The 19,841-nt window shown below is 48.4% G+C and carries 17 protein-coding genes and 2 other annotated features; of the genes, 2 read left to right on the forward strand and 15 right to left on the reverse strand.

Annotation, left to right across the window (positions count from 1 at the left end):
- Window positions 1-28 precede the first annotated feature (28 nt).
- The 4 genes from SCACP_RS11410 to SCACP_RS11425 all read right to left on the reverse strand — a co-directional run bounded on the left by SCACP_RS11410 (window position 29) and on the right by SCACP_RS11425 (window position 3,616).
- Complete coding sequence (locus SCACP_RS11410) at window positions 29-1,984, reverse strand: molybdopterin-containing oxidoreductase family protein (protein ID WP_425057708.1); 1,956 nt, start codon at window positions 1,982-1,984, stop codon at window positions 29-31.
- 24 nt (window positions 1,985-2,008) lie between these two features.
- Window positions 2,009-2,986 (reverse strand): 2-hydroxyacid dehydrogenase, encoded by a 978-nt coding sequence (locus SCACP_RS11415; protein WP_425057709.1) that lies wholly within the window; start codon window positions 2,984-2,986, stop codon window positions 2,009-2,011.
- Between the two features lie 152 nt (window positions 2,987-3,138).
- Window positions 3,139-3,435, reverse strand: coding sequence for an energy-coupled thiamine transporter ThiT (locus SCACP_RS11420; RefSeq protein ID WP_425057710.1), 297 nt, complete (start codon window positions 3,433-3,435; stop codon window positions 3,139-3,141).
- Window positions 3,425-3,616: an energy-coupled thiamine transporter ThiT gene (locus tag SCACP_RS11425; protein WP_425057711.1), complete on the reverse strand. Its 192-nt coding sequence runs from the start codon at window positions 3,614-3,616 to the stop codon at window positions 3,425-3,427. Before SCACP_RS11425 ends, SCACP_RS11420 begins: the two co-directional genes overlap by 11 nt.
- A 660-nt stretch (window positions 3,617-4,276) precedes the next feature.
- On the opposite strand from SCACP_RS11425, the gene SCACP_RS11430 reads away from it, so the two are divergent.
- Window positions 4,277-5,503 carry an IS256 family transposase gene (locus tag SCACP_RS11430; protein WP_425057712.1) on the forward strand — a complete coding sequence of 409 codons (1,227 nt, stop codon included), beginning with the start codon at window positions 4,277-4,279 and terminating at the stop codon, window positions 5,501-5,503.
- Window positions 5,504-5,760: 257 nt separating this feature from the next.
- Here the strand turns inward: SCACP_RS11430 and SCACP_RS11435 are convergent, their stop codons facing one another.
- The 10 genes from SCACP_RS11435 to trpD all read right to left on the reverse strand — a co-directional run bounded on the left by SCACP_RS11435 (window position 5,761) and on the right by trpD (window position 14,792).
- Window positions 5,761-5,994, reverse strand: a complete 234-nt coding sequence (locus SCACP_RS11435; RefSeq protein ID WP_425057713.1) for a YkuS family protein — start codon at window positions 5,992-5,994, stop codon at window positions 5,761-5,763.
- 118 nt (window positions 5,995-6,112) lie between these two features.
- Window positions 6,113-6,943: a carboxylating nicotinate-nucleotide diphosphorylase gene (gene nadC / locus SCACP_RS11440; RefSeq protein ID WP_425057714.1), complete on the reverse strand. Its 831-nt coding sequence runs from the start codon at window positions 6,941-6,943 to the stop codon at window positions 6,113-6,115.
- Window positions 6,944-7,065: 122 nt separating this feature from the next.
- Window positions 7,066-7,905, reverse strand: a complete 840-nt coding sequence (pheA, locus tag SCACP_RS11445) for a prephenate dehydratase (RefSeq protein WP_425057715.1) — start codon at window positions 7,903-7,905, stop codon at window positions 7,066-7,068.
- Between the two features lie 36 nt (window positions 7,906-7,941).
- Window positions 7,942-8,212 (reverse strand) — a binding site (T-box leader).
- Window positions 8,213-8,252: 40 nt separating this feature from the next.
- The gene (locus tag SCACP_RS11450; protein WP_425057716.1) at window positions 8,253-8,828 is read right to left on the reverse strand and encodes an anthranilate synthase component II; all 576 of its coding nucleotides are present in this window, start codon (window positions 8,826-8,828) and stop codon (window positions 8,253-8,255) included.
- Window position 8,829: 1 nt separating this feature from the next.
- The gene (locus tag SCACP_RS11455; protein WP_425057717.1) at window positions 8,830-10,311 is read right to left on the reverse strand and encodes an anthranilate synthase component I family protein; all 1,482 of its coding nucleotides are present in this window, start codon (window positions 10,309-10,311) and stop codon (window positions 8,830-8,832) included.
- Window positions 10,308-11,108, reverse strand: a complete 801-nt coding sequence (gene trpA, locus SCACP_RS11460) for a tryptophan synthase subunit alpha (RefSeq protein WP_425061386.1) — start codon at window positions 11,106-11,108, stop codon at window positions 10,308-10,310. The genes SCACP_RS11455 and trpA overlap by 4 nt, the downstream gene beginning before the upstream one ends.
- A complete protein-coding gene (gene trpB / locus SCACP_RS11465; RefSeq protein ID WP_425057718.1) occupies window positions 11,099-12,280 on the reverse strand; it encodes a tryptophan synthase subunit beta in 1,182 nt (393 codons plus the stop codon). Before trpB ends, trpA begins: the two co-directional genes overlap by 10 nt.
- On the reverse strand, window positions 12,273-13,067 hold the full coding sequence (gene trpC, locus SCACP_RS11470) for an indole-3-glycerol phosphate synthase TrpC (protein WP_425057719.1): 795 nt from the start codon (window positions 13,065-13,067) through the stop codon (window positions 12,273-12,275). The genes trpB and trpC overlap by 8 nt, the downstream gene beginning before the upstream one ends.
- Complete coding sequence (locus SCACP_RS11475; RefSeq protein WP_425057720.1) at window positions 13,057-13,674, reverse strand: phosphoribosylanthranilate isomerase; 618 nt, start codon at window positions 13,672-13,674, stop codon at window positions 13,057-13,059. The genes trpC and SCACP_RS11475 overlap by 11 nt, the downstream gene beginning before the upstream one ends.
- Before the next feature lie 104 nt (window positions 13,675-13,778).
- Window positions 13,779-14,792: an anthranilate phosphoribosyltransferase gene (gene trpD, locus SCACP_RS11480; RefSeq protein ID WP_425057721.1), complete on the reverse strand. Its 1,014-nt coding sequence runs from the start codon at window positions 14,790-14,792 to the stop codon at window positions 13,779-13,781.
- 43 nt (window positions 14,793-14,835) lie between these two features.
- Window positions 14,836-15,166 (reverse strand) — a binding site (T-box leader).
- A 409-nt stretch (window positions 15,167-15,575) separates the two neighbouring features.
- On the opposite strand from trpD, the gene SCACP_RS11485 reads away from it, so the two are divergent.
- Window positions 15,576-16,160 carry a YdcF family protein gene (locus tag SCACP_RS11485; protein WP_425057722.1) on the forward strand — a complete coding sequence of 195 codons (585 nt, stop codon included), beginning with the start codon at window positions 15,576-15,578 and terminating at the stop codon, window positions 16,158-16,160.
- On the opposite strand, the gene SCACP_RS11490 is transcribed toward SCACP_RS11485, so the two are convergent.
- On the reverse strand, window positions 16,150-19,548 hold the full coding sequence (locus SCACP_RS11490; protein WP_425057723.1) for a DNA polymerase III subunit alpha: 3,399 nt from the start codon (window positions 19,546-19,548) through the stop codon (window positions 16,150-16,152). The two genes, SCACP_RS11485 and SCACP_RS11490, sit on opposite strands and share 11 nt — an antisense overlap.
- Between the last annotated feature and the right edge of the window lie 293 nt (window positions 19,549-19,841).

Genomic DNA, 19,841 nt, shown 5'->3' on the forward strand with positions numbered 1-19,841 from the left:
AGGAGACATCCTTGACCAACCGGTCAATTTATGCTTTCCGCACTGTACAGAAAGTGTGGTAAAAAGCTACCTGGTCGCCAATATCAGTATTACGTGACTCAGTAATAAGATTAACTCCGAGGCCATCTTTCAGCCAGCCCCCCTGCTCGATAACAGCCACACCGGCAAGAATTCCCGCATCCAAGCTGACAGGCAGGACCAGTTTGCCTACTGTTGTTTCAATTACTGCCGAATCTCCTTCTGCCAACCCGGCGTTCTGTCCATCTACCGGATTTAGCTTTATTACCGGTCCCGGACTGTCTTGCGGAGGGAAGTGCTGAGAATTAAGCGAATGCCGGCGGTGAGGTGTAATTAGCACCAGCTTTTTGTGCTGGGCTTTACTGCTGCTGACCATAGACTGACAGCCAACGATAAGGTTACGTATTGCCTCCGCTCCCAGCAATTCAAATTTGCCCGAGTCAGTAAGAAATTTGCCATTGGTAAATGCCGTATTCTCAGCATTAGGATTTAGAAGAAAACCTTTTTCCTGTAAATCTGTCAGTGTTACACCATAAGAGTTAAGTGTAGTTTTCAGCCAGGCTGAATGTTCTTGTTCCCATTCAGCGCCAAGTCCAAACCTCTTAGCCAAGTACTGCCAGATGCCGTACTCGCTGAACGGTTGCCGGGTAATAGCCGGCTTGTAATAAATATACTCATTCCAAGACGAGACTACTAAATCTTCTTCTTCAAAGTTGCCGGTGGCTGGTAAAAATAAATCCGCAATTTCGGCTGTATCGGTAAGATAGTAATCGATAGCAACTTTAAACGGTATCTGCAGCAGCGCCGTCCTTGTTTTAGTGCTGTCAGCCATTTGATTTACAGGATTCCCTCGGTCGACTACCAATACTTTAATGGGCGGGTCAAGTTCAGGCAGTCTGGCTGCCAACTGTGCCCAAGGTATTTCGCGGGTGTTTCGGGTCTGCTCAGATGCGGCTATTTCTTTACCAAATTGTCCCCACAACCTGTTGGCATAATGAACCCCGGCTCCCGGTTTGCCAATCTGACCGGTAATTGCCGCCAAAGCATCAATCGCTCTGATAGTAGCACCACCGTGTTCATACCGCTGCAGGCCATAGCCCAGTATAATTGATGCTGGCCGCGCCTGCGCATATGTCCTGGCCACCTCACAAATTTCGTCAGCATCTACGCCGACGATTTCGGCTATGGATGCCGGCCGATAACCGGCCGCCATCCGGGCATATTCTTGATACCCGTTGACGTTAGCGGCACAAAAGCTTCCATCTGTAAGATTTTCAGCAATAATCACCTGAGCCATGGCCAGCGCCAGCAGGCCATCGGTACCAGGCCGGACGGCAAGATGCTTATCAGCAAACTTTAGTGAAGGAACCTTAAGTGGATTTATAACAATTACTTGGGCGCCCGCTTGCCTGGCTTCATTTATATATGGTAGAAGATGAATATTAGTAGTAGCCGGGTCGCGGCCCCACAGCAAGATTGTCTTGGCTTTGGTGATGTCCTTCCATGACGGCGCCGCTGCCAGCCCAAAGTCTGCTTTCTGAGCAGCAATACCTGCGCCCCAGCACAGTGAGCCCCCTGGCTCAGTTACGCCGCCCAGTTGATTAAAAAAACGTTTGGGTAATCGTTGTTTAATGAGGCCGGCTGAACCATCGCCGGCAGCATGCAGAATCGACAGGCTGCCGTATTGGGAAACACTTTCTTTTAACTTATTATAAAAAAGATCTAACGCTTCTGCCCACGTTATGGCACACCAAACACCGGCTTGTTTGAGCATCGGAGTTTTAATTCGTCCTGGATGTGTCCCGTTTTTGATAAGATTACGCCCTTTGTTGCAAATGGCCCCGCGAGTTACAGGATGGGCCGGATTGCCTTCAACACTGACTACTACCCCATCTTCTACCGTTACTATCAGCGAGCAAACATCAGGACAGTCTAGCGGACACGCACTGACTACTCTATGTAGCAAAACAATACCACCCTATTTTCAGAATTAGACGATATAATTTACTTCTTTATTAACACAAGTCAACATTGGCTTACCTGCCAATCCCAGCAGCATATTCTCAGCCGCCAAAAGCGCCATGCGGTTGCGGCATTCGGTTGTTGCGCTGCCAATATGCGGTACAATCAAAAGATTGGTTAGTTGCAATAATGGATGACTTGCCGGCAGCGGTTCCGGGTCGGTAACATCTAACGCGGCATAGGCAATCTTGTTACTTGCCAGCGCATTGCGAAGCGCGTCTGTATCAACAATGGCGCCTCTGGCGACATTAATAAAATAGGCTGTCGGTTTCATTTTTTCAAATTCGTTTGCCCCGAACATCCCCCTGGTTTCCGGTGTAAGAGGTGTCAAAACGATGATAAAATCAGCTTCAGCCAAAAGAGTTTCAAAATTGCGGTACTCGACATGTAACGCCGCTGCGTCAGCTCTCGGGCGCCGGTTGTAATAAATTACCTTCATACCGCTGGTCTGCGCCCGTTTAGCAACAGCCGCACCAATGGCACCCATACCTACTATGCCAAGTGTTTTACCATATAAATCCACTCCCAAAGGAAAACGCGAGCCAGGCTGCCACTTGCCGGCGCGTACCCAGTCCCAACTTTCATGAATACGGCGGGCAGCAGTTAATAACAGACCGAAAGCCAGATCGGCAGTTGTTTCCACAAGTACGCCCGGCGTGTTGGCAAACGGAATTTTCCGCTGGGTACAGGCTTGAACATCAATATTGTCATAACCTACTGCTGCTTGAGCAATCACTCTTAGCTTAGGAGCAACATCCAGCAGTTCTTCATTAACAGCCACGTTTGCCGAAACAAACAACCCTTCAGCGTCTTTCAGCCATTCAGCCAACTGCCCCAAGCGGGGCGGCTGCACCTCAGTCCACTGTCGGACCTCACACTGTTGTTCAAGTAATGCCAAGGCTGCAGGCATAATTGGTCCAGTAACAACAACTTTATATTTATCCATAAAATTCACCTACCTGATAAAAATATTTAATTATTGATTATAATATAATTCACCTTAGACAGGCAAAATCCTTGCTCAGTGTCCATATAAAAAAGAGCTTTCCTAATTGAAAGGAATAGCTCTTTTATGCTAAGAAATAGTAACTTATAATTCTAACCAAGCTTTTTTGGAGTGGGCCTAATAGCCTGTTCAATTCGTCTGACCGGCAAAATCCGCATGAGTAACAGACAAATCAGGCATTCCGGCACTAAGTAACCGGCATTAAAAACCAGTGAATATAGATATGGTGACATACCTTTAGGCGCATAACTGGCAAAAAAGACGATTCCGGATGTATAATGACAACAAAAACGTGCACAAATGCCGGCTACCGTACCCAACAACATTCTTTCTTTGAAATAACCAGCCACGCCAAGCACCATAGACGGCAACGGATAATCAAACAGCACTTGGACCGGATGTAAGATAAAGGGATTTTAGACCAAGTTGACGATCCCGTATAAAAAAACCGATAAGATATCCTACCTCAGGGCCATAGTACGTTGCCATAAAAAGAATCGGCAACATGCTTCCCAATGTTATGCTTCCACCCTGCGGCAAGTGATATAAACGAAAAAAAGTATGCTGCATGAATATGTACTATTCACTTTAAAAGCATATACAATGGTGTAGTTTGCGGATCCAATTTTAGAATAGCATACTTTAGAATAGCATACTATGGTGGAAAATGTCAGTATTTTATAAATATTGACCATAAAATTCAGCGCGGAAACCACCTATGGCATCACTCATAACATCTGTCCATTAGTTGGTAGTCAACTTATGGGAAGCTAATACTTTTCTTACGAAACAAAAAAAAGAGACGTTCTACGCCTCTTAATGGCTTGCATTATCTAAAACTAGATCATCATTAGTTAAGTCCAGGCCGGTATCAGTTACATAATCCGGCATAAGTTCCGGCATTGTACATCACCTTTCTATTTTAAGATATCTATATAGTATCCAATAAAGATTTACAGGCGTGTTGTTAGTATAAGCGTAAGTCAAGCGCCAGCGGTGGAGCGTTACTAACAACACGCCTAGAAAAAAATCTTTATTGGATTTCATATAGAATGCACCTGTCCTTACGAATACTATAACAGAGTTATTGCCCATTGTCTAACGGATGTTTATGGGATGTTTATGGGATGTTTATGGCAGTAAATTGAAAAACCCCTTCGCTCGAGGCTGTATTTTAAACCGTGTAAATGGGAATAATCTCCAATATAAAGAATAAAAGGAGATGGACCCATGACACAGTTAAACGAAAAAGAAATACAGCTTGTAGCACTGCTCAGTGAGGAGTGCACCACTCCCGCCGAACTAACGGCGAAGCTCAAGAATCTGTTTGCCGGTGCGCTGGAAAAGATGCTAGAAGCCGAAATGGATGAACACCTCGGCTATGAGAAGAACAGTGTTTTAGGCAATAACAGCGGCAACAGCCGTAACGGTTACGGCAAAAAAACAATAAAAAGCGAGTGGGGCGAAAGTGAAATCAGCGTCCCCCGCGACCGAAACGGCACCTTTGAGCCGCGAATTATCGAAAAACGGCAGACACGCACCGACGATATTGAAGCCAGGATTCTGGCGATGTACGCTAAAGGCATGTCCAATCGCGACATTGAAGATCATCTGCGCGACATCTACGGCGTAGAAGCCTCCGCCAGCCTAATCAGCCGCATCACGGACAAGATTATGCCAGCCGTTATGGAATGGCAGAGCCGCCCGCTTGACCCGGTGTATCCCATTGTGTTTCTAGACGGAATTGTGTTCAAAGTCCGCAAGGACAGCCGGGTTGTAAACAAATGCCTATACTCGGTTTTAGGTATCAATCTGGACGGCCGCAAGGAAATCCTCGGCATGTGGCTGTCGGAAAACGAGAGCGCCAGTTTTTGGACGACGATCTGCAACGAGTTGAAAAATCGGGGTGTGGAAGATATTTTGATTGCCTGCCGTGACAACCTTTCCGGCTTTTCCACCGCCATTGAGACGGTGTTCCCCAAAACCGAGCAGCAACTGTGCGTGATTCATCAAATCCGCAACTCCACAAAGTATGTACCCTACAAGGATATCAAGCCGGTTATGGCGGATTTGAAATTAGTCTATGCAGCGCCGACACAAGACGACGCGGAGTATCGTCTGGAGGAATTTCGTGAGAAATGGGGCAAGAAATACCCACAGATTGTAAAGTCCTGGGAGGCGAACTGGACGGAGCTGTCCACCTATTTCAAGTACCCGCAGGAGGTCCGGACACTGATTTACACCACCAACGCAGTGGAAGGTTTTCATCGGATGCTGCGCAAATATACCAAGACAAAGACGGTTTATCCCACCGACGACGCGGTCAAAAAATCGGTGTTCCTGTCGATACAAGAAATTTCCAAAAAGTGGAGTATGCCGATTCGCGATTGGGGAATTATAATAGGGCAGTTGATGATCTTCTTCGAGGACAGACTGCAAGCGCGGAAGGTCTCATAAACCCTATCGGGGCTCTGCCCCGAACCCCGAGGTTTATCGCTTTGGGTTTTCCGAGGCAAAGATAAGGAAAAGCGACACTCTCACATGAGCATCACCGCCTCGCTAAACCTCATATGCCGCTCGGGTCGCACCTCTGCGTCGCCCTATCCTGCGCATGAGTAAAAGCAATATTAGTGTCCCCAAAATCTTGGATGTTTATTCCATTTACACAGTTAATGATACACTCCCCTTCGCTCGGCGCGAGGGGGGAACTTTATTTAACCCAAAGCCTCAATTTTGGAAAGCACCTGATCTGTTGTCATGCCTGTAGCATCAATTACCGGAGCTTTAGTTGTAGTATTTTGAATATTCATTAGATTATTATCCATACCCATAACAACAGCTGCAACAATATTCTCGGCACTTTTCGGGCTTACCACAGTATAACCTTTTTCTTGCAGTGCCTTTTTAATTGCTGTTAAGTTTTCTTCTACAGCAATTTTTTTCGCCATAAAAAACACCCCCCTTCACTTATATTATGCCCGCAGGTTGTTATTAAAATTATTCGATAGCTAACCGCCGCTAATCCCCCGCTTTTTTAGTTGCAATTTCCTCAAGGCAAGCTTCACTTTATTGCAGCTTAATGCTGATATCAACCGCTCTTACTGAGTGGGTAATCAATCCGCTTGAAATTATATCCACGCCTAACGCCGCCAGTTCAGATACCCGTTCAATGGGTATATTGCCTGATACCTCAACCAACGTCTGTTTGTCAACAATAGCCACTGCCTGCTCCAGCATGGTGTCTGACATATTTCCAAGCATAATAACATCGACACCGGCAGTTACAGCTTCGCGTACCTGATCTAAAGTTTCAACTTCAATTTCAATTTTTACAAACGGCGAAAGCTGTTGGCGGATTTTTTCGACTGCCTGGGTAATACCGCCTGCGGCTTGTATATGGTTGTCTTTAATAAGCGCCATATAATCAAGACCGTAGCGGTGGCTTTTACCTCCGCCCACTTTTACAGCATATCGTTCCAGTATCCTAAGACCGGGAGTTGTCCTTCTGGTATGGGCAATAATAGCAGCTGTTCCCCCAACCGCTTGGACAAAACGCCAGGTCTCAGTAGCAATCCCAGACATACGCTGTAAAAAATTAAGAGCAACTTTCTCACCACTTAGCAAACTGCGGGTTGGTCCCTTAAGAATAGCAAACTTCTCACCACTTGGTATTTTATCGCCGTCGTTGTATCTGAAAGCAATCTTTATTTGCCGGTCAAGCAAGGAATAAACACGTGAGAATATATCTTTGCCGGCCAGCACCAATTCCTCTTTTGCCAGCAAATAGCCTTCGGAGTAATGGTCGTCAGTAAAAATGGCCTGACTGGTAATATCGCCGGCGCCAATATCTTCTTTCAACGCCTGGCGGATCAATTCTTCAACCACAAGATTATTCATGTAAATTGCCTTCCTTCCCGCTATAATCAGCCCAGCCTTCCCATATTTTATCCATTACTGAAAAAAACATCCCCGCCTTATTAAACGAGGATGTTTCAGGTCGGATAATTATTCTTGTACTACTATTTAGCGCCGTTATAGGTCGGGTAAGAACCAAGATTTTTATACCATAGGCATTTCATCTTGACAGCATTAATAGCGGCGGCAATATTGACTTCAGCCAGACTGCCTTCAATATCAAAAAAGAATATATACATACCAAGCCCGGTCCGGGCCGGGCGCGATTCAATCCGGGTAAGATTGACATCTCTTTGGGCAAATTCCTGTAAAATATTGTAGAGACGGCCTGGCCGTTCGCCGTTAATTTGACAGACAAGTGATGTTTTGCATTTACCTGCTGCCGCCGGACCGGCCGGCTGGCGTTCCAGGCAGATAAACCGCGTTGAATTGGCGGCATTGTCCTGAATATCGGCAGCCAATACTGTCAGTCCATAGATTTCTCCCGCCTTGGAACTGCCAACCGCGGCGTAGGATCCATCACTTGCAGCCGTCAGCCTGGCAGCCTCGGCAGTACTGTCGACCGGCTTTACCTGGGCGTGCGGATACATAGCCGCCAGGGTTTTCCGGCATTGGGCCAGTGCTTGCGGATGCGAAACAATTGTAGTAATACTCCGGCTGCTGGTTTGTGCCAGCAAATTGTGCCTGACCGGATAGACAACCTCTTTGGTAATAAACAAACTAACATCGTGCGCAATAGTATCAAGGGTAATATTGACCGAACCTTCCAGCGAATTTTCGACAGGTACGATACACTCGTCAATTTCACCTGCTGCTACCGCTCTGATTGCCGCGTCAATAGCAATGAACGGTATTGGCCTAAATTCCCCCTTGTTATAAAGATTCAAGACGATCTCTTCACTGTAAGTTCCTTGCGGCCCTAAATACCCGACTGTTTTTAACATAAAAACCCTCCTACTAAATTTAAAAGCTCCCGTCCTGTAAAGGACGAGAGCTAATCTCGCGGTACCACCTTTGTTATTCGCCGTGAAGCGAATCATCTCGTAAAAGTACGGGCCTCTGCCGATACTCTCCTTCGCTGCTAACGGTGAAGGTCTCCGGCTCCGCCTACCATCGGGAAAACATACTCATCCAGATTTCAGCAAGCAACTCCAAGGTGAACTTCAGCACACCAGTCCGTACCGGCTCTCATCCTTCCCGGCTCTCTGTAACGGAATTAGTATACCTACTTTTCCTCTTCATAGTTTTTAATCACTATTTGAACCTAATATACCATGCTGTCACTATTTATTCAAGCACATTTTGTTTTAGCAAGAAAATTTCGCAAAATATCAATCCCTTTAGGCGTCAGAATTGATTCAGGGTGAAACTGCACACCTTCTACGTCAAACTCCCTGTGCCTTAACCCCATGATCAAACCATCTTGAGACGTGGCCGTAATTTCAAAACAGTCAGGCAGCCCATCCCTTTCAACGATCAGCGAATGATATCTACCGGCGATAAACGGCTTGGGAAGTCCACTATATATACCTTGTCCTTTATGAATAATATATTCGGTCTTGCCATGCACCGGCTGCGGCGCACGGATGACCCGCCCGCCGAATACTTCACCGATAGCCTGGTGACCAAGGCAAATTCCCAGAACAGGAATTTGCCCGGCAAACCTCTTGATCGCTTCTTTACTAATTCCTGCGCTCGCCGGCGTTCCCGGTCCTGGCGAGATAATAATCCCACTATATCCAGCATGACTGATTTCTTCAACAGATGTCATATCATTGCGGACAACGGCGGCCTGAAATCCCAAACTGGTCACATACTGGTAAACGTTATAGGTGAATGAATCATAATTATCAATAATTAAAATCATATCATTCAGCCTCCCTGACTAATTGCATTAACACCCTGGCTTTTTGCATGATCTCCCGGTATTCCATTTCAGGCACAGAATCAGCTACTATCCCTGCTCCTGTCCGCACTGTGACCTGCTGTCCGTCAATAATTAACGTACGAATGGTAATGCAGGTGTCCATATTTCCCCTGAAATCAAAATAACCGACCGCACCGGCATAAGGCCCGCGGCTGTCACCTTCAAGCTCATAAATAATTTCCATAGCCCGTACTTTGGGTGCACCGCTCACCGTTCCTGCCGGAAAACACGCGGCCAGTACGTCAACCGCAGAAAACTTGGGATCAAGAAGACCTGATACCTCTGATACGATATGCATCACATGGGAGAACTTTTCCACTTCCATCAACCGGTCTACCGCTACCGTCCCCGGCTGGCTTATGCGGCCAAGGTCGTTACGCCCGAGGTCAACCAGCATAGCATGCTCAGCTCGTTCTTTGACGTCAGCCAGCAGTTCCTGCGCCAATTTCTCATCTTCGGCCAAACTGCCGCCGCGGCGGCGTGTTCCGGCAATCGGGCAGGTCAATACTTTGCCGTCCTCCAACTTGACTAGCCGCTCGGGTGAAGCGCCGACAAGCTGTTTATGACCAAAATTGATATAGAACATATAAGGCGATGGATTGGCTTGGCGCAGTCGCCGGTACAGCGCAAAGGGGTGGTGGGTCAGTTTATAGTGAAAGGGGCGGGATAAGACAACCTGGAATATATCACCGGCCGCGATATATTCTTTAGCCTGTTCAACCATCTTGATATACTGCTGCTCAAACGAAGCCTCGTTCACCTGCTCAAAACATTGTCCCTGGCTGTCACCTGCGCCATCCTGGCAATATTCCGGCAAAACCACCGGTTGTTTCAGTTCCCCGGCCAGATCAATAAGCTCGGACACAGCCTGCTCATATGCCGCGGCGGCTGCCATGCCAGGCGTAAAATGTATCAAATTTATCAACCGTGTTGAATGGGTCAGGTGGTCCATTACTATGAGATATTTGCAAGCCATTAACTCAACAAGCGGTAAATCAGCGGGAATAGTCAGGCCGCATATCCGCTCCCACGCAGCTACCGCTTCATAAGCGGCATATCCCACCGCACCGCCGGCGAATGGCGGCAATTCCGGCAATAACGGCATGGAAAAGTTTTTCAGAAACTCTTTAAGTAAACCATGCGGCTTGCCATCTTTTCGCGATGCACAACCATCTATAATAATTTCTGCGTGGGTGTTATATGCCGTAAAAGCAGCCAGTTGCTTAGTGCCGATAAATGAGTAACGCCCGAAAGTTTTGCCGGTCTGAGCGCTTTCCAGGATAAAACCCGGAGCTTCCCCCACCAGCTTGTAATACAGCGAAACCGGAGTTTCCATATCTGTTGATACCTCAATACAAACCGGAAGAATGGAATAAGTTTCAGTCAACTGGCAAAATTCTTCCTTGTCGGGATATGTCTTCACTGACGGTCACACTCCTTATCCAGCGCCTGCCTGATTGAGTATATCAGTTCCTGCACATTTGCCAGGCTTCCATGCAGCAAGCGGTCCATAACCGCACTGCCGACAATGACGGCATCAGCATGTTTGGCTGCCTGACAGGCCGCTTCCGGGCCGCCGATACCAAATCCGATCGCCAGCGGCAAATCGGTTTCCCGGCGCACGGCCGCCAGAAGCGGCGCAATCTGGTTATAATCGGTCTGACGCACGCCGGTAACGCCTGTGCTTGATATGCAGTACAAAAATCCTGAAGCCTGACGGCAAATTGTCTTTATTCGTTCCGGAGTGGTAGTTGGTGCAATAAACTTTATTAAGTCGATGCCTGCCTGGCGGCAGGCCGGCTCAACCGCCGCTGCTTCTTCTATCGGCAGGTCAGGAATAATTAGCCCGCTAATGCCTGCTCCGGCAAAACTTTCCGCAAACCGTTCAATCCCAAACTGCAAGACAATATTGTAATAAGTCATAACTGCCAAAGGTATTGAGGTCTGCTGTTGTAAAAGAGTGATAAGTTCCAGCGCCTTACCCACGGTCGCCCCGGCTGCCAGTGCCTGGGTGGCTGCCTGCTGAATTACCGGACCGTCAGCCATAGGATCGGAAAACGGCAGGCCGATTTCCACCAAATCGGCTCCAGCCTCGGCTGCCGCCTTTACCGCCTGTAACGTAGTACTATAATCCGGACAGCCGGCTGTCACATAAATGATTAAGCCTTTGCGCCCTGAGGCCTTCAAACTACCCAGCTTCTCTGCTATGTTCATTCCAATCCCCCCAATACATTTGCCACCATCTGCACATCCTTATCGCCCCGCCCTGACAGGCAGACAACTACTGCCTGACCGGATGTTGTCTCAGGCATTAACTGTTCCAAATAAGCCAGCGCATGCGAGCTTTCGAGCGCAGGTATGATACCTTCCAACCGTGCCAGGCGCTCAAACGCTGCCAAAGCTTGTTCATCGGTGACAGCAGTGTATATTACCCTTCCGGTATCTTTAAAATAGGAGTGTTCCGGCCCGACACCGGGATAATCAAGCCCGGCTGATATTGAATAAGCGGGAATAACCTGACCCTCATTGTCCTGGCGTAAATAACTCAACGAACCATGCAGTACCCCCGGGCGCCCGTTGGTTAACGATGCCGCGTGTTCGCCGGTTGCCAGACCTTTCCCGGCTGCTTCTACCCCGATTTTAGTTACTGACCGGTTATCGCGGAACTGGTAGAAAATTCCCATAGCATTGCTGCCACCGCCTACGCAAGCGATCACATACTTAAGATTGGCACCGGCGTCGGCAATCTGCCTTTCAACCTCCTGGCCAATGACCGCCTGAAAATCCCTGACCAGCATGGGATAAGGGTGAGGCCCTACCACTGAACCGATAATATAGTGGGTGTCCTGAATATGGGTAACCCAGTATCTGATGGCTTCACTGGTCGCGTCTTTCAATGTCCCGCTGCCGCTGGTAACCGGTACAACTTCAGTCCCTAACAGCCTCATGCGAAAAACATTAAGCGCCTGGCGCTCCATGTCTTCAGCCCCCATGAACACACAGCATTTAAGCCCGAACAACGCCGCCACGGTAGCGCACGCCACCCCATGCTGACCGGCTCCCGTCTCGGCAACAATCCGCTGTTTACCCATCCGCCGCGCCAACAGCGCCTGCCCAAGAGCGTTATTAATTTTGTGCGCCCCTGTGTGGAGCAAATCTTCCCGCTTCAAGTAAATATCTCCCCGCCCATAATGCCGTGTTAAGTTGGCCGCATAATACAATTTGGTTGGACGGCCGGCATATTCCCTGAAATAAAAAGCTACCTCTGACTGAAACTCCCCATCGTCTTTAAGTTTTCTATAGCTGTCCTCCAGTTCAAGCAGCGCCGGCATTACCGTTTCCGGCACAAACCGCCCGCCATAACTTCCAAACCTGCCGTTGTTATCAGACATTTTGACATCTCCTCTCCTGTTGTATACCGCCCAAGACAAGTTCGCGCGTCTTAGCGGCAATATCATGTGCTGTAACCAAACCCTCTCCTACCAATATGCCGCATACGCCGGCACTTTTCAGCCTGGCTGCGTCCTGGCCCGCCTTAATACCGCTCTCGCTGACGATCAGGCGGTCTGGTTCACAATAAGGCAGTAAGTTAAAAGTTTGCTGGATATTGGTTGTGAAGGTCTGTAAATCGCGGTTATTAATTCCTATCAACCCGGCTCCGGTCCGCTGCACCCTGATAAGCTCCTCCAAGGTATGCACCTCAACTAAACAGTCCATCCCTAAATCATGGGCAATTTGCAAAAACTGCTTAAGCTCTGCGTCTGATAAAATTGCTGCGATCAGCAGCACGGCATCGGCGCCAGCCTCCCGGGCGGCATACAATTGATAGGCATCAATAATAAATTCTTTGCATAATACCGGCAGTGTCACAATTGCTTTTACTTTGGCAATATCGTTCATGCTGCCGCGAAAGCAGGCATTGGTATGCACCGATAATGCGGTGGCGCCGTTAGCGGCAAATATTGCAGCAAGCTCAGGCACAGAATACACTGAGCACAGCGTCCCTTTAGCCGGAGATGCCAGTTTGCACTCGGCAATGAGTGTCCAGTCACATTGCCTGATTGCCGCACTGAAGGCAAAGCTGCCTGGCACCAAGTTACCACGTATGTCCTCAAGTGATCTGACCTGCCGGGACACAGCCACCGCCTGCCTGGTTTGGGCCACAATTTTATTTAGCATCTAACTCCTCCTTACAAGCACTCCGGGCTGCAGCTATAAAGCGCTCAATTTTGTCAATATCTTTCACACCGTTGGTTTCGACCCCGCCTGATACATCAACACCGTCAGGTCTAAGAATGCGAATGGCTTGCGCCACATTATCAGGTGTCAGACCGCCGGCCGCCATGAATGGCCTTGGCGTCTGCCAGACCAGGTCCTGCGCTTTCTGCCAATCAAAGGCTATACCTGTCCCGCCCTGTTGACCGGCAACAAAACTGTCAAACAATATCCAATCAGGATGATAGCCGCAAAAAACCTTCGGGCTTGAATCCGGCTTGATTCTAAATGCTTTGATTACCGGATAGCCCACCGCTTGGCAGTATTCCGGCGGTTCGTCGCCATGAAGCTGAACAAAATCCAGCCGGCATTCCCGCGCTATCATTTGCACTTCCGCAAGCGGCGCATTAACAAAAACCCCCACTTTGCCAATGCCTGGCGTGTGACAGAGTATCTCGTGCGCCTTTGCTATGGTAATGCGCCGCTTACTCTCCGCGAACACAAATCCAATCAAATCGGCGCCAAACTCTTGCGCGGCCTGCGCAGCTTCGATAGTAGTAATCCCGCACACTTTTATAATAATGACAATTCCCTCCTTATCCAGGGACTTAGCCTTAACACCTGCCAGTTACCTAACGGCACAAGTAAAAACGGACGCCTTAGACGGCTGGGTTATTAATAACCCTGGGTAAACTTACGAAGCGCTTCCAGCTTGTCAAACGCCGCTCCGCTATCAATACTTGCGGCAGCCATGCGCAAGCCATCACTGATGTTGGCTGCCGCGTCGGCTACGACCAATCCGGCAGCCGCGTTCATCAGTACGATATCACGTTTAAATCCCTGCTCACCACTAAGTACCCGTTGAATAATCCTGGCATTATCTTCGGGTGTGCCGCCTTGATAATCGGCCAAAGTACACCGGGCAAAGCCGTAAGCTTGAGGCTCAATAACATATGAGCGGATTTCACCGTCCCGCAGTTCGGTGACTTGTGTAGGCGCTGCTGTCGATATTTCGTCCAAGCCATCATGACTGTGCACAACCATAGCGCTGCATACTCCCAATCCGGCAAGCGCTTCGGCCACCTTAGTGGTCAACGCCGCATCATAGACTCCAATAAGTTGGCAATTGGCGCCAGCCGGATTTGTCAGTGGCCCCAGCAAATTGAATACTGTGCGGAACCCCAATTCTTTCCGGGGATTGACGGCGTATTTCATGGCCTGGTGAAAACGGGGAGCAAATATAAAACCTACGCCGATTGTGTCAATCGCCTGTGACACTGCTTGCGGCGGCAGTTCCAGCTTTACCCCCAGCGCGCTTAGTACATCGGCGCTGCCGCAAGGACTGGACACACCCCGGTTGCCGTGTTTTGCTACACTAACCCCGGCACCAGCCAACACAAAGGCGACGGCAGTTGAGATATTAAAGGTTCCCTGTCTGTCTCCGCCAGTGCCGCAAGTATCAATGAGTTTCCTGGCAGCGCACTTCACCGGGACCGCGTGACCGCGCATGGCATCAGCAAAACCGGCCACCTCGGCGCTGGTTTCGCCTTTCATCCTCATAGCGGTAAGGAAGGCTCCGATTTGTGTCTCACTGGCCTGTCCTGACATAATCACCTGCATGGCCGCTCTGGCTTGCTCGCGGGAAAAATGCTGGCCGGCGACTGCCTGGGCAAGATAATCTTTTAACATATTATCCATCCTCCTTTACACACAAAAAATAAAGACCATTCACCTCAGGGGCGAAATGGTCCGCGGTACCACCCTAATTTAGAAAGTATAGGCTAAATAAAAAAGACCATTTCACCCAGGGGCGAAATGGTCGCGATACCACCCTTTTCGAAAAGCCTAAACTTTCCCTCGTTCAGGTACGGGATAAACAATCCGATACCCTAGCCTGTTAACGGCGGCATCCGGCCCAGCCTACTTGCACTACTGCGTTTGGTGGGCAGCTCACAGGTCCATTCCATATGCTCTCTAGGCCGGCCATCACACCTCCGGATATCCGGTCACCGGCTCGCTGAACTACAGTGTACATATGTACTCGTCCTGTTCACAGCTGCTTACATTATTTAACTTTATGATTATTTTATCGTATAGTTTTTGTCTTGTCAAGCATATTTTTTTCTGCAACCTTCCCGGCTATACCCGGAACAAGACCTGTTATTTCAAATAGTACGGCGCGCCCAAAGTTCCCCATAATCCGGCCGGCACATCAGTAGGAAAATACACTCCCAGATAAAACGCCAGTGATCATGCCGGTTTATAATTGTATCTGTTTCTGACAATAATGTAATGAATGCTTAAAAAGACCATCAAACCATACCTGGTTTAATGATCTTTTTCAATGGGTCAAATTCTAAATATGACCAAGCCGCGTTTATCAAAATTAGCAGCGCTAAAGGTAGCACTCAATGAATCTATTAGTGCTATAATAAGGGTGATACCCACAACATTTCCGGAGGCTGGATACTTATGAAGATGCTATTCAATAAAAAACTAAGACGCTATTTATTACTGCTCGTGGTAATTACCGTTGCCGTAATTGAAATTCCCATTGTGGCGGTAGGCTACCTGACCAGACCTGTTCCCAGCGATACCATCATCGTGCTTGGAGCAAAATTAATCGGCACCCAACCCAGCACTATGCTCAGACTAAGACTTGACGAAGCAATCGATTTATATAACCACGGCTATGCGCCAACAATTATCGTCAGCGGCGCTCAAGGCCAGGATGAAATAACCAGCGAAGCTGAAGTTATGCATGCTTACCTGGTAGCCAAAGGCATCCCGGCTGACAAAGTTTTCATCGAGAATCAGTCTTATAACACATATCAAAACCTGCTTAACTCCAAAAAAATCATGCACGAGCACGGCTTGCGCCGGGCAATCATCGTCTCTAATGCATCACATATCAGACGGTCGCTGGTACTGGCCCAGCAATTAGGCATAGAGGCCAGCGGTGCGCCGGCCCCTATGGCTGACAGTGCTTATCTTACCACCAAGCAGTATGCCCGGGAAGGGGCGGCAATGCTGTCACTCTTAATATTTAACAAGTAGTCACCGTGCCTTTTCCAAGCAATCCTTCAATAGCCGCCAAAGCTGCCGGGGTCGGGTCAATCCAGAAATCCCGTTCAGTTTTAATGATGCGGCGGCTGTCAATTAAATTAAGATAAACGGCTGTCGCCCCGGCATGTTTATTTAACAAACCTTTGAGTCTGCCTAAGACGGCTGGCGTTTCCTGTTCTTTACGCAAAATGATTCTTACCTCGGCGCCGGCGCTGTCAAGCGAAGTTATGTCGTCAGCCATGATTTTAACGCCTTCCTCATGAATATTAAGACGGCCCGAAACCATGACCGGCAGATCAGGCGCCAGCAGGCGGCCTGTTTTTTCAAAGACCTTAGGAAATACAATCACTTCAATTTGTCCAGAAAAGTCCTCAAGATTAACAAAGCACATCATACTACCGTTTTTGGTGGTAATACGCTTGGCACTGGCAATCAGTCCCCCTACCTTGATTGGCTGGCCATCGGTATATTGGCCGTCAACCAGAGTGCCAAGCGAAGGTAAGGCCTCTAACTTAGTACGATATTTATCAAGCGGATGACCGGTTACGTAAAAACCGGTTATTTCTTTTTCCATAGAGAGCAGTTGTTCTTGCGGAATTTCAGGAATATCAGGCAATACAACATCATTAACACATCCCAAATCATCATCGCCAAATAAACCGATTTGTCCGCTGGCCGCGTCTTTTTGCCGGCAGGCTGCCACCTCCACAGCTTGTTCCAGCACATGTAAGAGCTGGGAACGGCGCGCTTTAAGCGAGTCAAATGCCCCGCACTTAATCAGACTCTCAATAACCCGTTTATTGACGGCCCGCATGTCAACCCGTGAGCAAAAATCAACAAGAGATGTAAATTTACCTCCTGTTTGCCGGGCCGAAATAATGCTCAAAATAGCATTTTCACCAACGTTTTTCACGCCGGCCAGACCGAAACGGATGGCTGTTCCGTCAACCGTAAACCCTGTGCCGCTGGCATTAATGTCAGGCGCCATAACGGCAATGCCCCGCCGGCGGCATTCTTCTATATAATAGCCGACTTTATCGTTTGCCCCCATTACGCTGGTTAAAAGGGCGGCAAAAAATTCCTGGGGATAATGAGCTTTGAGATAAGCCGTCTGGTAAGCCACCAGCGCATACGCAGCACTGTGCGATTTATTAAAACCGTAATCGGCAAAGTGAGCCATAAGGTCAAATATTTCTTGAGCAAGTTTGGCATCAATCCCCCGTTCGGCCGCCCCCTTGAGGAAAGTCTCGCGCTGAGCGGCCAGCACTTCGGGCTTCTTTTTGCCCATTGCCCGGCGTAACAGATCGGCCTGGCCTAAAGTAAAGCCGGCCAATACTGAGGCAATCTGCATGACTTGCTCCTGGTATAAAATTACGCCGAAAGTATCTTTTAAAATAGGTTCGAGTAAAGGGTGCAGATAGGTGACTTGCTTTTTACCATGACGGCCTTCAATGAAATCAGATACCATGCCGCTGCCCAGCGGCCCAGGCCGGTACAACGCCACTAGCGGTATCAGGTCGTCAAACCGTTCGGGCTTGAGATCTTTAACCAAGTTGGTCATGCCGCTTGACTCCATCTGAAATACACCTGACGTATCGCCGCTGGCCATCATGGCACATGTTTTGGCGTCATCAAGCGGAATGCGCTCAATATCAAGCTCTTCACCCCGGTTTTCTCTTATCAGGGCAATCGCGTCACCAATTACCGTCAGCGTCCTGAGCCCCAGCAAGTCCATTTTTAACAAACCGATTTCTTCAATCCGGTCTTTATCATACTGAGTAGTGACAAAGCCTTCGCTGGATAGCTGCAGCGGCGCAAAGTGGGTTAGCGGCTCCTTGGCGATAACCAGGCCGGCGGCATGAGTGGAAGCATGGCGCGGCAACCCTTCTACTGCCATGGCCAGGTCAACAAGTTTCCGTACAGTATCTTCAGTTTGGTAGAGGTCATTGAGTTCCTGACTGGCAGCCAACGCTTTCTTCAACGTAATGCCAAGTTCGTTCGGCACCAGCTTGGCAATGCGGTCCACTTCGCCGTACGGTAAGTTAAGCGCCCGGCCAACATCGCGGATGGCGGCCCGTGCCGCCATAGTACCGAAAGTAATAATTTGCGCCACCCGGTCACTGCCATAGCGGGACACAACATATTCAATGATTTTGCTGCGGCGTTCATAGCAAAAATCAATATCAATATCAGGCATTGATACCCGTTCGGGATTTAAAAACCGTTCAAACAGCAGGCCGTATTTAAGTGGATCAATATTAGTAATTCCTAATAAATAGGCAACAATACTGCCGGCAGCCGAGCCCCGGCCCGGTCCTACCGGAATAGACTCCCGGCGGGAATAGTTGACAAAGTCCCACACAATGAGGAAATAACTGGAATAACCCATTTTCCTGATAACGTCAAGCTCATAATCAAGCCGGGCTGTTACTTCGGCTGTCGCCTCAGGGTAACGCCAACTGAGAGCTTGGCGGCACAGCTGGCCCAGATATTCGTCATCACTGACTCCATCCGGTGTTGGAAAATCCGGTAAATAAAGTTTATCAAAATCAAAAGTGACATTGCAGCGTTCAGCAATTTTGCCGGTATTGGCGATAGCTTCCGGATACCCGGCAAACAGCTCGGCCATTTCGGCCGGGCTTTTTAAATAAAATTCGTCATTAGGGAACTTAAGACGGTCATTGTCGTCAACAGTCTTGCCGGTCTGAATGCAGAGCAAAACATCGTGACATTCAGCATCCTGCCGGTTGATATAATGAGCGTCATTGGTGGCCACAAGCCCAAGCCCCAGTTTTTGCGCCAGCTTCACCAACTGCGGGTTTACCTGCTGTTCTTCCGGCATGCCATGGTCCTGAAGCTCAATATAGAAATTTTCCGGTCCGAAAATCTCCCGGTATTCGCAGGCAACCGCCTCAGCTCCGGCCTGGTCGCCCCGTAAAATAAACGAGGGAATTTCCCCGGCAATGCAGGCGCTAAGCCCAATTATCCCTTCGCTGTATTGGCGCAAAATGTCCCGGTCAATCCGGGGCTTATAATAAAAGCCTTCGATGAAGCCGCGCGAAACCAGTTCAATAAGGTTGCGGTAGCCTTGATCATTGGCAGCCAACAAAACCAAATGATAATATGATTCACCTTCCACGGCGGCCTTATCAAACCGGGACCGGGGCGCGACATATACTTCACAGCCGATAATCGGCTTAATGCCATATTTTTTGGCTTGTTTATAAAAATCAATAGTGCCGTACATGGTGCCGTGGTCAGTTATGGCCACAGCCGGCATTCCCAGTTCTTTAGCCCGGCGCACCAGGTCTTCAATCCGTCCGGCTCCGTCTAACAGACTGTATTCAGTATGGACGTGCAAATGAGTAAACTGCTGCATAAACCTTAAACATCCTCCGGTAATATAACTTCATACCTTTTTAGTTTAGCACGCAAACATCCGGTATGTATAGTTTAAATGCTAGCTACTGGTTAAATGCTAGCTACTGGCGAATAGAGTGTATAAGATGGCAAGAGAACAATAACTAAACGGCTGTAGCCTAAACTTGTAAATAATGCAAGAATACGTAACGGTGTTTTTGGCAGTATACAGTATATTTATTGATTATGATTGTATAGTTATCTTTATTTTTTCGATGATTTATAATATAATATTAGCCAATATATGGGAGG

This window comes from Sporomusaceae bacterium ACPt, from assembly GCA_041428575.1.
Classification (GTDB): domain Bacteria; phylum Bacillota; class Negativicutes; order Sporomusales; family Sporomusaceae; genus Sporomusa_D; species Sporomusa_D carbonis.

What these genes read in the sequence shown, in the direction of transcription:
- SCACP_RS11415 (WP_425057709.1), bottom strand. Translation starts at nt 2,986, where the DNA reads ATGGATAAATATAAAGTTGTTGTTACTGGACCAATTATGCCTGCAGCC.
- SCACP_RS11425 (WP_425057711.1), bottom strand. Translation starts at nt 3,616, where the DNA reads ATGCAGCATACTTTTTTTCGTTTATATCACTTGCCGCAGGGTGGAAGC.
- SCACP_RS11430 (WP_425057712.1), top strand. Translation starts at nt 4,277, where the DNA reads ATGACACAGTTAAACGAAAAAGAAATACAGCTTGTAGCACTGCTCAGT.
- SCACP_RS11435 (WP_425057713.1), bottom strand. Translation starts at nt 5,994, where the DNA reads ATGGCGAAAAAAATTGCTGTAGAAGAAAACTTAACAGCAATTAAAAAG.
- nadC (WP_425057714.1), bottom strand. Translation starts at nt 6,943, where the DNA reads ATGAATAATCTTGTGGTTGAAGAATTGATCCGCCAGGCGTTGAAAGAA.
- pheA (WP_425057715.1), bottom strand. Translation starts at nt 7,905, where the DNA reads ATGTTAAAAACAGTCGGGTATTTAGGGCCGCAAGGAACTTACAGTGAA.
- SCACP_RS11450 (WP_425057716.1), bottom strand. Translation starts at nt 8,828, where the DNA reads ATGATTTTAATTATTGATAATTATGATTCATTCACCTATAACGTTTAC.
- trpB (WP_425057718.1), bottom strand. Translation starts at nt 12,280, where the DNA reads ATGTCTGATAACAACGGCAGGTTTGGAAGTTATGGCGGGCGGTTTGTG.
- trpC (WP_425057719.1), bottom strand. Translation starts at nt 13,067, where the DNA reads ATGCTAAATAAAATTGTGGCCCAAACCAGGCAGGCGGTGGCTGTGTCC.
- trpD (WP_425057721.1), bottom strand. Translation starts at nt 14,792, where the DNA reads ATGTTAAAAGATTATCTTGCCCAGGCAGTCGCCGGCCAGCATTTTTCC.
- SCACP_RS11485 (WP_425057722.1), top strand. Translation starts at nt 15,576, where the DNA reads ATGAAGATGCTATTCAATAAAAAACTAAGACGCTATTTATTACTGCTC.
- SCACP_RS11490 (WP_425057723.1), bottom strand. Translation starts at nt 19,548, where the DNA reads ATGCAGCAGTTTACTCATTTGCACGTCCATACTGAATACAGTCTGTTA.